General features: G+C 70.6%; 12 protein-coding genes. 4 read left to right on the forward strand and 8 right to left on the reverse strand.

The genetic code is table 11. The features are described 5' to 3' along the window. The coding region (locus tag G6026_RS01745; protein WP_241727919.1) for an LssY C-terminal domain-containing protein at positions 1 to 974 on the reverse strand (974 nt) is incomplete at its 3' end. A gap of 61 nt (positions 975 to 1,035) precedes the next feature. Between G6026_RS01745 and G6026_RS01750 the strand changes: the two genes are divergently transcribed. Next, a complete protein-coding gene (locus tag G6026_RS01750) occupies positions 1,036 to 2,172 on the forward strand; it encodes a hypothetical protein (RefSeq protein ID WP_107755791.1) in 1,137 nt (378 codons plus the stop codon). A gap of 47 nt (positions 2,173 to 2,219) precedes the next feature. On the opposite strand, the gene G6026_RS01755 is transcribed toward G6026_RS01750, so the two are convergent. The 3 genes from G6026_RS01755 to G6026_RS01765 all read right to left on the reverse strand — a co-directional run bounded on the left by G6026_RS01755 (position 2,220) and on the right by G6026_RS01765 (position 6,523). Next, positions 2,220 to 2,888, reverse strand: coding sequence for a DUF1275 family protein (locus G6026_RS01755; RefSeq protein ID WP_182612069.1), 669 nt, complete (start codon positions 2,886 to 2,888; stop codon positions 2,220 to 2,222). A 69-nt stretch (positions 2,889 to 2,957) separates the two neighbouring features. Further along, the gene (purL, locus tag G6026_RS01760) at positions 2,958 to 5,258 is read right to left on the reverse strand and encodes a phosphoribosylformylglycinamidine synthase subunit PurL (RefSeq protein ID WP_107755789.1); all 2,301 of its coding nucleotides are present in this window, start codon (positions 5,256 to 5,258) and stop codon (positions 2,958 to 2,960) included. Between the two features lie 53 nt (positions 5,259 to 5,311). Beyond that, a complete protein-coding gene (locus G6026_RS01765; protein ID WP_182612070.1) occupies positions 5,312 to 6,523 on the reverse strand; it encodes a saccharopine dehydrogenase NADP-binding domain-containing protein in 1,212 nt (403 codons plus the stop codon). A 295-nt stretch (positions 6,524 to 6,818) separates the two neighbouring features. Here G6026_RS01765 and G6026_RS01770 point away from each other — a divergent pair, with 295 nt between their 5' ends. Further along, complete coding sequence (locus G6026_RS01770; RefSeq protein ID WP_107755787.1) at positions 6,819 to 7,010, forward strand: hypothetical protein; 192 nt, start codon at positions 6,819 to 6,821, stop codon at positions 7,008 to 7,010. A gap of 79 nt (positions 7,011 to 7,089) precedes the next feature. Here the strand turns inward: G6026_RS01770 and purQ are convergent, their stop codons facing one another. The 4 genes from purQ to G6026_RS01790 all read right to left on the reverse strand — a co-directional run bounded on the left by purQ (position 7,090) and on the right by G6026_RS01790 (position 9,436). Then, entirely contained in the window at positions 7,090 to 7,767 is a 678-nt protein-coding gene (gene purQ / locus G6026_RS01775; RefSeq protein ID WP_182612071.1) for a phosphoribosylformylglycinamidine synthase subunit PurQ, read from the reverse strand. Further along, positions 7,764 to 8,018, reverse strand: coding sequence for a phosphoribosylformylglycinamidine synthase subunit PurS (gene purS / locus G6026_RS01780; protein WP_182612072.1), 255 nt, complete (start codon positions 8,016 to 8,018; stop codon positions 7,764 to 7,766). The genes purQ and purS overlap by 4 nt, the downstream gene beginning before the upstream one ends. Positions 8,019 to 8,116: 98 nt before the next feature. Then, on the reverse strand, positions 8,117 to 8,836 hold the full coding sequence (locus G6026_RS01785; protein ID WP_107757982.1) for a DUF2334 domain-containing protein: 720 nt from the start codon (positions 8,834 to 8,836) through the stop codon (positions 8,117 to 8,119). Between the two features lie 108 nt (positions 8,837 to 8,944). Next, a complete protein-coding gene (locus tag G6026_RS01790) occupies positions 8,945 to 9,436 on the reverse strand; it encodes a glutathione peroxidase (RefSeq protein WP_182612073.1) in 492 nt (163 codons plus the stop codon). Positions 9,437 to 9,499: 63 nt separating this feature from the next. On the opposite strand from G6026_RS01790, the gene G6026_RS01795 reads away from it, so the two are divergent. Then, positions 9,500 to 9,796 (forward strand): helix-turn-helix transcriptional regulator, encoded by a 297-nt coding sequence (locus tag G6026_RS01795; protein WP_182612074.1) that lies wholly within the window; start codon positions 9,500 to 9,502, stop codon positions 9,794 to 9,796. Next, a complete protein-coding gene (locus tag G6026_RS01800) occupies positions 9,793 to 10,320 on the forward strand; it encodes a hypothetical protein (RefSeq protein WP_107755782.1) in 528 nt (175 codons plus the stop codon). The genes G6026_RS01795 and G6026_RS01800 overlap by 4 nt, the downstream gene beginning before the upstream one ends. Positions 10,321 to 10,468: the final 148 nt, after the last annotated feature.

The following is a 10,468-nucleotide window of genomic DNA, read 5'->3' on the forward strand; positions in this document are numbered from 1 at the left end:
GCCCGCACCAGCCCGGCGGGCAGATCGGCCGCGGCGACCTCGGGGACCGGAACGGCCCGCAGGTCCACCACCGGCAGGTCGCCGTCCGTGCGGATCGCGTCGCCCCCGCCGTTCCGGGAGTGATACCCGGCCGAGAAGTTCTCGAGTACGCGGACCTCCGCGGCGGGGACGTGGTACCGGATCGAGGCCACGATGTAGTCGCGCTCCACGTCGATGTCCGCGTCGATCTTGTGGGTCACCTGCAGGGTGAACAGCGACAGCCCCACCGCCCTGTCGTAGGTTCCCGCCCCGAGCCACTGCACGCGATGGCCGCCGGGCAGCAGCCAGCCGTCGGGGCACCGCCAGAACCGGACGTGATGTCGCTGCGCCGCGTTGCCCTCCACCTCCTGTTGGTATGCCAGGCACTGCCTCCGGCCGAAGAGCCGCAGGGGGCTCACCGGCGCCGAGGGGTAGGACCGCCGCAGCACCGAGGACAGGATGATGCCCCAGGACGAGCGGACCGTGACGTCGTCGGCCAGCACCCAACCACAGGCCGTCATGGCCTCGTGGATCTGCCGGGCCGTGCCGTCGACGGCCAGGTTGACCGGGTCCCCCAGCAGACCGTCTGACGTCCGGGTGCGGGCGATGAAGTACCCGGGCACGTAGACCGAGGTGATCATGGTCTGCAGGCGGGGCAGGACCAGATAGGCCACGAGCGCCCAGAACGGGATCAGCAGGAACAGGTGCCACCACGTGTGGCGCCACACCTCGTCCAACAGTCGCCAGCCCAACCATCCGGCCGAGAGGGTGGCCAGGGCGAAGAACACCGTGTCGACGATCTGACCCGGCAGCGCCGGACGGACGTCGTCGTCCCGCACCTTGGACGGCAGGCGGGCGTAGACCGGGGGCCCGGCCTGTGTCTCCGGCCCGGCCGGCCCGGCAGGGTCGTCCGATTCCGCGCCGGGCGACGTGACCGGTCGCTCGCTGGTGGGCATGGCTCGACGATAGTCCGCGGTACGGTCCGCGTGGAGCACGATGACTGCCAGAATATCCCCCGTGTCCACGACAGCTCCGACGCCGGCCAGCAGCCTCGGCGCCCACGAGGATCACCTGCGGGACCTCGGCCTGCCGATGATGATCGTCCCGTCCACGCGGGCCCGGGAGATCCTCGTCCGTTCGGCCGGGGTCAGCGCGGGCCTCGCGGTGGCCACCTCGGGTCTCTCCGCACTGGACCGCTCGAACGACTACGCGGTGGCGCTGCTCGAGCGGGTCGGAGAGGACTCCCCCGAATGGGAGGAGCTGGCGGTGAGCGATCCGATCATCCTCCTGCTCCTGTTGGCACTCGGACTGTTCATCGCGGCGCCGATCCTCGGCTGGTTCGTGGCCCGCGTGGTCCGTCGCGTGGGCCCATTGCCCGGGTCCGTCATCGGGCTCGCCTCGGCGGTCGCGCTCGTCGTGGCGGCCCCGCTGTCCTTCGAACCCCATGACGGCCCCGGCCCGGGCACGACCGTTCTGCTCGCGGCGGGGGTCCTGGTGGGCACCTACGTCGGCGCGGGCTCGCTCGTGCGCTGGTCCGCACGGCGGGTCCGGCGCGAGCTGGGGACCATGGGCCACATGGTGGCCCGGGTCCTGCCGGTCCTCATGTTGGCCGTGCTCTTCCTGTTCTTCAGCGCGGAGATCTGGCAGGTGATGGTGGCCCTGTCCTGGCCGCGGACCTTCGCCGTGGTGGGCGTCATGGGCCTGCTCACGGTCCTCCTCGTGACCATCACCACGCGCGACGACCTCCACGACGAGTTGGAGGCCCGGGCGCCGGGCCGGGAACTGCGGATCGCCGAACGGATCAACGTCCTGCTGGTCCCGGTGATCGCCACCCTGATCCAGGCCGCGCTGTTCGCCTGCCTGGTCTTCCTGTTCTTCGTCTTCCTGGGGTGGATAGCGATCCCCGAGGCCACCGAGACCCGGTGGACGCTCTGGACGACGGAGGGTCTCGGCGGCCTGCTGGCAGGCGTCCCGGTCAGCGTGACCCTGGTGCGGGTCTCGCTCACCCTCGCCGCGTTCTCCGCCCTCAACCTGGCCGCCGCGGCGGCCTCAGACTCCGCGCACCGCGCGCGGTTCGTCCGTCCCATGATCGACGAGGTGGTCCATGGCCTCGCCGCGCGGGAGGCCTATCTGCGGGCACGGCGACGAGGCTGAACCAGGCCCTCTGGTCCCGGCCTCGGGCCCCACCTCGGCCCCCTGCCTCACGCCCCTCGGCGCTCCCGCCCGCGCACCCACACGGTCACGAACAGGGCGACGGCCACGACCGCCGCGGCGACGCCCAGCGCGGCCACGCCGAGGACGATCTGGAGTACCGCGCCCGCCACACCGCCCAGCGCGAGTGCCGCCCAGAGCGAGACCTGCTGACGATAGGGCGCCCACGACCCCCCCGCCAGCGCATCCACCAGGCGATGTGCGGACTTGACCACCGCACCGGTCATGTAGGTGACCCCCAGCGAGACCTCGCCCCTGGAGTGGAACACCGAGTTCATGGCCCCCATCGAGGCCGCGACGACAGTCATCGACGCCGGCGCCCCGACGACCGTGGCCGCGGTGAGCTGGTGCACCGCGAGCGATAGCAACAGCAAGGAGGCGACCAGGGCCAGGACGGCCGGGCGGTCGTCCCCGGGCCGGAGCCGGGTCACCACCGCTCCCGCGACCGCTCCGAGGAAGAACGAGACCAGGACGACGGCCGCGATGCCCGCGCCCCCGAGGTCCCCCTCCACCAGATCGACGGCCAGCCGGGTGGAGTTACCACTCATGAACGAGACGAAGTAACCGCCCACCACCAGGAAGCCGACCGCGTCGACGAAGCCCGCCGTGCCGGCCAGGACCACCGCGAGCACCCGCTCGCGCCTGCGGAGGTCACGCATCGGACCACCTCCGAGCGGCCGCATTCGGAGCGACCGTACTCGGAGCGGTCTGACTCCGGAGGAGGGGTCTCACACGGGGTCGACGCCGAACAACTCCGGCAGCGTCCCCTCGTGGGCCGCGCGCAGGTCGGCGGTGGTGAGGGTGAACTGCCCCTGGACCTCGAAGGCCTCCGAGTCCGGGTCCGTGACGGCGATGCGGGTGTGCGGGATGTGCTGTGCCGTGAGCATCTGCTGGAACCGGATCTCCTCGCCCCGGGGAACCGACACGATCACGCGGCCGGAGGATTCGGAGAACAGCCACACGAACGGGTCCGCGTCGGCGGGCAACACCACTCTGAGGCCGCACTCCCCGGCGAGGGCCGACTCCACGAGCGCCTGGGCGAGCCCGCCCTCCGACAGGTCGTGTGCGCCGGTGATCAGGCCGTCCTTGGAGCACGTGGCCAGGATCCGGGCGAGCGTGGCCTCCCACTCGAGGTCGACCGTCGGGGGCATGCCGCCGAGGTGCTGGTGGGCGACCTGCGCCCAGATCGAACCGTCGAGCTCGTCCCGGGTCTCACCGAGCAGGTAGACGCTCTCGCCCGGGGTGTCTCCGAACGCGGTCGGGATACGACGCGCGACGTCGTCGATCACCCCGAGCACCCCCACGACGGGAGTGGGCAGGATGGGTGTGGACCCGGTCTGGTTGTAGAAGGACACATTTCCACCGGTCACGGGGATGCCGAGCTCGGCGCAGCCGTCTGCCAGGCCGTGGACGGCCTCGCGGAACTGCCACATGACGCCGGGGTCCTCGGGGGAGCCGAAATTGAGGCAGTTGGTCACGGCGACCGGGAGCGCGCCGGTGACGGCCACGTTCCGGTACGCCTCGGCCAACGCGAGGCGGGCGCCAGTGTACGGGTCCAGCCTGGTGTAGCGCCCCGAGGCGTCGGTCGACAGCGCGATGCCGCGGCCCGACTCCTCATCGATCCGCAGGACCCCGCCGTCCGCGTTCTCCGCCAGGACCGTGTTCCCGCGCACGTAGCGGTCGTACTGCTCGGTGATGAACTTGCGCGAACACAGTGCGGGGCTGGCCACCATGTCGAGGAGCGTGCGACGCAGTTCCTCGCCGGTGGTCGGCCGCGCCAACGAGGCGGTGGTGTCCGCCTGCAGGGCGTCCTGGTCCGCCGGGCGCTCCAGGGGGCGATCGTAGACCGGGCCGTCGTGGGCCACGGTGCGCGGGGGGACGTCCACCACGGTCTCGCCGCGGAACTCGATGGTGAGCCGGTCGCCGTCGGTGACCTCACCGATGTCGGTGGCCAACACGTCCCACCGGCGGCACACCTCCATGAAGGCGTCCACGTTCTCCGGCGCCACCACGGCGCACATCCGCTCCTGCGACTCGCTCGACAGGATCTCCGCCGCCGACATCCCCTCGGCGCGCAGGGGCACGTTGTCCAGCACGACGTGCATCCCGCCGTCACCCGCCGCGGCGAGTTCGGAGGTGGCACAGGCCAGACCCGCTCCCCCGAGGTCCTGGATCCCGACCACGAGCTCCTCGCGGTAGAGCTCGAGACAGCACTCGATGAGCACCTTCTCGGCGAACGGGTCCCCCACCTGGACGCTGGGGAGCTTGCGGGGCTTGACGGGCGCGCCGTGCTCGTCCTCCTCGAAGGTCTCGGAGGCGAGGACGGACACTCCCCCGATCCCGTCGAGTCCTGTCCGGGCGCCGAAGAGGATGATCCGGTTCCCCGTCCCGGACGCGAACGCGAGATGGAGGTCCTCGACCCGCATCACGCCAGCACACAGGGCGTTGACCAGCGGGTTGGCCGCATAGGACTCATCGAAGACGGTCTCACCGCCGAGGTTCGGCAGACCGAGGCAGTTTCCGTAACCGCCGACACCCGCGACGACGCCCGGGAGCACACGGTGGGTGTCGTCCGCGTCGGCCGGGCCGAACCGCAGCTGGTCCATGACCGCCACCGGGCGCGCGCCCATCGCCATGATGTCGCGGACGATCCCGCCGACACCGGTCGCGGCGCCCTGGTACGGCTCGATGTAGGAGGGGTGGTTGTGTGACTCGACCTTGAACGTCACGGCCCACCCGTCACCGATGTCGACCACGCCGGCGTTCTCGCCGATTCCCGCGAGCATGGTGGATCGCATCTCGTCCGTCGTCGTCTCGCCGAAGTAGCGCAGATGCACCTTGGAGGACTTGTACGAGCAGTGCTCCGACCACATGACCGAGTACATGGCCAGCTCGGCGTCCGTGGGCCGACGGCCGAGGATCTCGCGTATCCGGGCGTACTCGTCCTCCTTCAGCCCGAGTTCGGCCCACGGCTGGGCGAGCTCGGGGGTGTCGGAGGCGTGCGAGATGGAATCCACGTGAGTCGTCACGGGGGCGAGTCTAGTCGGCCCCCGGCGGCCCGCGAATCCGCTCCCGGCCGGGGCTAGGTGGACAGCACCTCGAAGGTCAGACCCCCGCGCTCGACGCGCGCGAGGAGCGCGTCCCCCATCGCCTGGGCGGTGGTGAGTTGCCCCGCGAGAGCGGGGAGCTCGTCGAAGGCCAGGCACAGGGCCGACTCCGCGATCATCATGGAGGTCTCGGTGTATCCGGGGTCACCGCCGCAGACCCGGGTGACCACCCGACGCCCACCCGCCAACGCCACGAAGGTCACGTCGAACGACGACCGGGCGCGGCGGGACTCGCTCGGCCCGGCGCCACGATCGATCCTCTTGAGAAGCTGAGACCTGATGGGGCCGATCTGCGCACCCACGGCCAGCGCCCCGACCCCGACCATGCCCGCCGTCGCGGTCAGAGGCGATTTGACCGAGGCGTAGTGCGCGTAGCTGAAGTCCGGGCCGTAGCTCTCCAACGCGGCCGCCGAGCGCAGGACGATCTGCGGGTCGATCGTGGGCAGGGGGACCAACCAGCGACCGAGGACGCTGTCGTGGTGCGGCTTGCCCGTCACCGACTTGATGCGCCGACCCTCGACCCTGCCCTCCTTCGCGCGCCGCGCCTTTGCGGTGCGGGCGGCCTGGCGGAGCCTGGCGAACTGGCCGATGGCCGAGTGGTAGGTGCCGCCGGAGAACTGGGCGTCGGCGTGGACCGCGCCGTACACGGCCACCGGTACCCCCTCGGGGACCTGCTTCATGGTGTAGTACACGCCCAGGTCGTGGGGGATGGAGTCGAACCCGCACGCGTGGATGATGCGCGCGCCGGAGGCCACGGCCGTGTCGTGGTACTCGAGGTACATGCGGTCGGCGAACTCGGGCTCGCCCGTGAGGTCGACGTAGTCGGTACCGGCCTCCGCACAGGCGGCGACGAGCGGTTCGCCGTACTCGAGGTACGGGCCCACGGTGGTGAGCACGACACGGGCCGACCCGGCCATGTCCGCCAGTGACTCCGGATCCCCGGTGTCCGCCACCACGATCCCCGGGGCCGGGACGTCGGGCATCTCGGCGCTGAGCCTGGCCACGAGCGCATCGAGCTTCACCCTCGACCGGCCCGCCACCGCCCACGCGCCCCCCTCGGGGAGGTTGCGCATCAGGTAGTCGGCGACCAGGCCGCCGGTGTAGCCGGTCGCACCGTAGACGACGATGTCGAACGGCCGGTGGGATCTGTCGGACGCGGACTCGGGCTGGGTGGTGGATTCGCTCACCCCACGGTTCTACCGCATTCCACGCCTACCGCAGTCCACGGGTCCGGCGACCGCTGCCGGTCCGGAGGATCGAACGCCCGCATCCATGAGGGCCGGCAGGACGGGCGATCCGCCGAGCTCCGGTCTGCCCACACCCACTCGAGGGTCAGAATCTCAGCAAACACTAATGTAACGAACTGGACGCAATAGTCCCCACGTGTCCAACTCCGGGTGCAGACTCGCCTGTACCTGCGACCACCAGGGTGGCAGGCATCAACCCCGAGACCGTTCGGGGCGGTTACGTAAAGGAGACCACATGGACCTCGTCGGTTCGGTCAGCGAAATCATCCTTCCCATCATCGGAGAGGCCTCGGGCAGCGTCGGCGAGCCCACCGGGTCCTCCGCGGTGGACACCCTCACGCAGGCCGCGTTCATCCTCCCGGGCCTGCTGCTGAACATCCTCGGTGGAGCCGGGGCGGATATCGGGAGCAGCGCCCCGGCCTTCTGATCGCGGACCCACCCTGCTGAACGACGGGCCCGCCGGGAGTGATCCCGGCGGGCCCGTCGTGGCGAGTAGAGGTCTCGGGTCAGGCGGTGACCACCGAGTCGAGGGCGGACAGGAACAGCCCCAGGCCGTCGTCGGAGGGGCCGGTCAGCGGGTCGATCGCGTGCTCCGGGTGGGGCATGAGGCCCACGACCCGGCCGTTCTCCGAGCAGATACCGGCGATGCCGTTGGTCGATCCGTTGGGGGCGTCGCCGGCGAAGCGGAACACCACTCGCCCCTCGCCCTCGAGCTGCGCGATCGTCTCCGCCGTGGCCATGAAGCGCCCCTCGCCGGACTTGAGGGGGATGAGGATCTCGGCCCCCTGCTCGAACCGCCCGGTCCACGCGGTGTCGGTGTTCTCCACGCGCAGCCACTCGTCGCGGCACACGAAGTGCATGTCGCGGTTGCGCCCGAGGGCACCGGGCAGCAGGCCCGCCTCACACAGGATCTGGAAGCCGTTGCAGATGCCCAGCACCGGCATCCCTCCCCGGGCGGCCGCGATGACCTCGCCCATGACGGGTGCCATCGAGGCGATCGCGCCGCAACGCAGGTAGTCGCCGTAGGAGAATCCGCCGGGCACCACCACGGCGTCGACCCCCTTGAGGTCGGCGTCGTCGTGCCACAACGAGACGGCCTCCGCGCCGGACCTGGTCACGGCCCGCGAGGCGTCGATGTCGTCGAGCGTGCCGGGGAAGGTGATGACGCCGACCCGTGCGCTCACGAGGCCACCTCCGCGGTGTCCACGCGCACGACCGTCCAGTCCTCGATGACCGTGTTGGCCAGGAGCGACGACGCGATCTCCTCGAGTTCGGCGTCGGACACCTCGTCGGACACCTCGAGCTCGAACCGCTTGCCCTGACGGACGTCGGTCACGCCCGTGTGGCCGAGACGGCCCAGGGCCCGGTGGATGGCCTGCCCCTGCGGATCGAGGATCTCGGCCTTGGGCATGACTTCGACGACGACTCGGGCCACGGTGGATCTCCTCGATCGGTGGAAACGCGGGGGCGGACCCGGACCGGCCGGGGCTCGGCTGCCAATCGTACTAGGAGTCGGCGGGGCCACCGAATGGCTCAGGCCGCGGGGGCCAGTGCGACCGCCGGCCATTCGTAGCGGCCGGCGATCGCCCCGTACTCCCCGGTCACCCGATCCACCGCGTCCAACAACGCCGACCGCGGTGCGCGGCGCGAGAGCTGGGTGGCGGAGACGTTGACGCGCACCAGACCTCCCGACGCCGCCGTCCGACAGGCTGCGGTGACGAGGGCCCGGCACCACCAGGCGTCGGCGATGAAGCCCTCCCCGATCGACAGCGCCCGTCCACGCTCCGTGGTCCCGCGGACCACGTCATGGACGCCGACGAGGGAGGCGCAGAGCCGGAAGCCCGCGCCGGGCAGCGCCTCGAGGCACCCCGGCGAGGCGTTCCACCGAGGAGGTGCGAAAAGCCGCGTCCTCAGGCCCATATCGGCCATGATCCGGTCCGCAGCGGCGAGACGGACTGCCGCCTCCGCAGGTCCGATCGCGGCGAACTCGGGCCGGCGCGGTCGGGTAGCCGCCTCGTCGTATCCACCCAGCACGATCGAGTCACCCCGCTCGCGACGGTGCCGGAGCCACCCCTGGGTGGCCCGGTCCTCGGTCATCCGGTATTCACGCCCCCGCCTCGGCGCGACGAGCAATGAGACTGGCACGCGTCGCCGTTCGAGGTCGCCGACCAGGTCGACCGCTCCCTCGAGAGTGGAGTCCCGCAGACCCGAGACGGAGACGATGAGGCGGGCGGTGGCCGGGCGCGATGTCATGGTCGCCATGGTCGCAGCCCCATGTGACGGAGCGACGACGGCGAGGTGTACGTCCGGTGGCCCTACGGGAGGTGACGCCCCGGCCGGACGTGACGCGCCGGGACGGGGTCAGACCGGGAGGACGTCCTCGATCGCCTCGGTGAGCTCGGGGGCGCCCGGCTCCACCTTGGGACGGAAGCGACCCACGACCTCTCCCGCGGGGGAGAGCAGGAATTTCTCGAAGTTCCACTGCACGTCACCGGCCTGGCCGTCGGCGTCGGCGACCGCGGTCAGCTCCGCGTACAGCGGGTGGCGATCCGGGCCGTTGACGTCGACCTTGGCCGCCAGCGGGAAGGAGATCCCGTACTTCTCGGTGGTGAACTTCTTGATCGCGTCCTCGTCACCGGGCTCCTGACCCATGAACTGGTTGCACGGGAAGCCCAGGACGAAGAACCCGCGGTCCCGGTAGTCGTCCGCCAGTTCCTGCAGACCCTCGTACTGCGGGGTGAGTCCACACTCGCTGGCCACGTTGACCACCAGGACGGCGTGCCCCGCGTAGTTACCGAGCCGGGCCTGTTCGCCGTCGATGGTCGTGAAGGTGATGTCGTGGAGGCTGCTCATGTGAGCCAGAATACGCCGTCGGCAGACTTGACAGATCGTTGGGTTTTTACAACACTGCATTGCATGAGCCCAGTGCGACGGGGAGAAAAGCTCCCCATCTACAACCGGATTGCCGTCCTGCGGGCCGAGCACCGACTCAGCCGGGCCTCGCTCGCCGAACGGATCGAGGTCAACCCCCAGACCGTGGGGGCGCTCGAACGGGGCGACCACTACCCCAGCCTGGATCTGGCCTTCCGCATCTGCGCGGTGTTCGACCTGCCCGTCGAGGCCGTGTTCTCCCGGGACGAGTTCCAGCCGATGTCCACCGAGATCTACCGCCGCACACCACCGGACGCACCACGAGCAGAGGACACACCATGAACTCGATCGCCGACGACACCCTGACCGCCGCCGAGCGCCGTTACGAGACGACCGTCGGCCGACTCTCCGGCAGCCTGCCCTCCTGGCGCACCCCCGAGCGTCGCCGACTGCTGGTCCGGTTGAACTGGGCGTGCGTCGCGGTCATGGCGCTGATCGCCCTGGCCGGGTTCTTCTGGCTCCCCATCGTGATCGCCTGGGTGCCGATGGCGGTGGCGATCTGTACGGTGTGGACGATGCTGCGCACCGTCATCGACGTCAAGGACACCGCCCCGCCGCGCTACCTCGACGAGTTCGAGACGCAGACACTCCTGCGCGCCAGGTCCACCGCGCTGTCGGTGCTCGTGGGACTCTGTTTCGTGACCGGGATCGTGCTGGTCTTCGGATCCTCCTTGGAACTCGGGGACGGCCATCGCCTCGCCTACGCGATGGGCGGGGTCGCGATCCTGGGTGTCTTCGTCGGCGGGATCATCCCCGCCGCCGCGATGGCCGGGACCATGGACCCCGCCGACGACGACGAGCGCTGACCACAACCGTCGAGAACAACTGTCGGACACAACCGCGCGCGAACACTGCAGCCACACGCGAGATTTCGTGTGTGGCTGCAGTGCTTGCGCGCGTGTGCCGGCCGGGCGCGTGTGCCGGCCGGGCGCGCGTGTGCCGGCCGGGTGCGTG

Origin of the sequence: Dietzia sp. DQ11-38-2, assembly GCF_014145055.1 — a bacterium.
Lineage (GTDB): Bacteria > Actinomycetota > Actinomycetes > Mycobacteriales > Mycobacteriaceae > Dietzia.

What these genes read in the sequence shown, in the direction of transcription:
- G6026_RS01795 (WP_182612074.1), top strand. Translation starts at nt 9,500, where the DNA reads ATGAGCCCAGTGCGACGGGGAGAAAAGCTCCCCATCTACAACCGGATT.
- G6026_RS01770 (WP_107755787.1), top strand. Translation starts at nt 6,819, where the DNA reads ATGGACCTCGTCGGTTCGGTCAGCGAAATCATCCTTCCCATCATCGGA.
- G6026_RS01755 (WP_182612069.1), bottom strand. Translation starts at nt 2,888, where the DNA reads ATGCGTGACCTCCGCAGGCGCGAGCGGGTGCTCGCGGTGGTCCTGGCC.
- G6026_RS01785 (WP_107757982.1), bottom strand. Translation starts at nt 8,836, where the DNA reads ATGACATCGCGCCCGGCCACCGCCCGCCTCATCGTCTCCGTCTCGGGT.
- G6026_RS01790 (WP_182612073.1), bottom strand. Translation starts at nt 9,436, where the DNA reads ATGAGCAGCCTCCACGACATCACCTTCACGACCATCGACGGCGAACAG.
- G6026_RS01800 (WP_107755782.1), top strand. Translation starts at nt 9,793, where the DNA reads ATGAACTCGATCGCCGACGACACCCTGACCGCCGCCGAGCGCCGTTAC.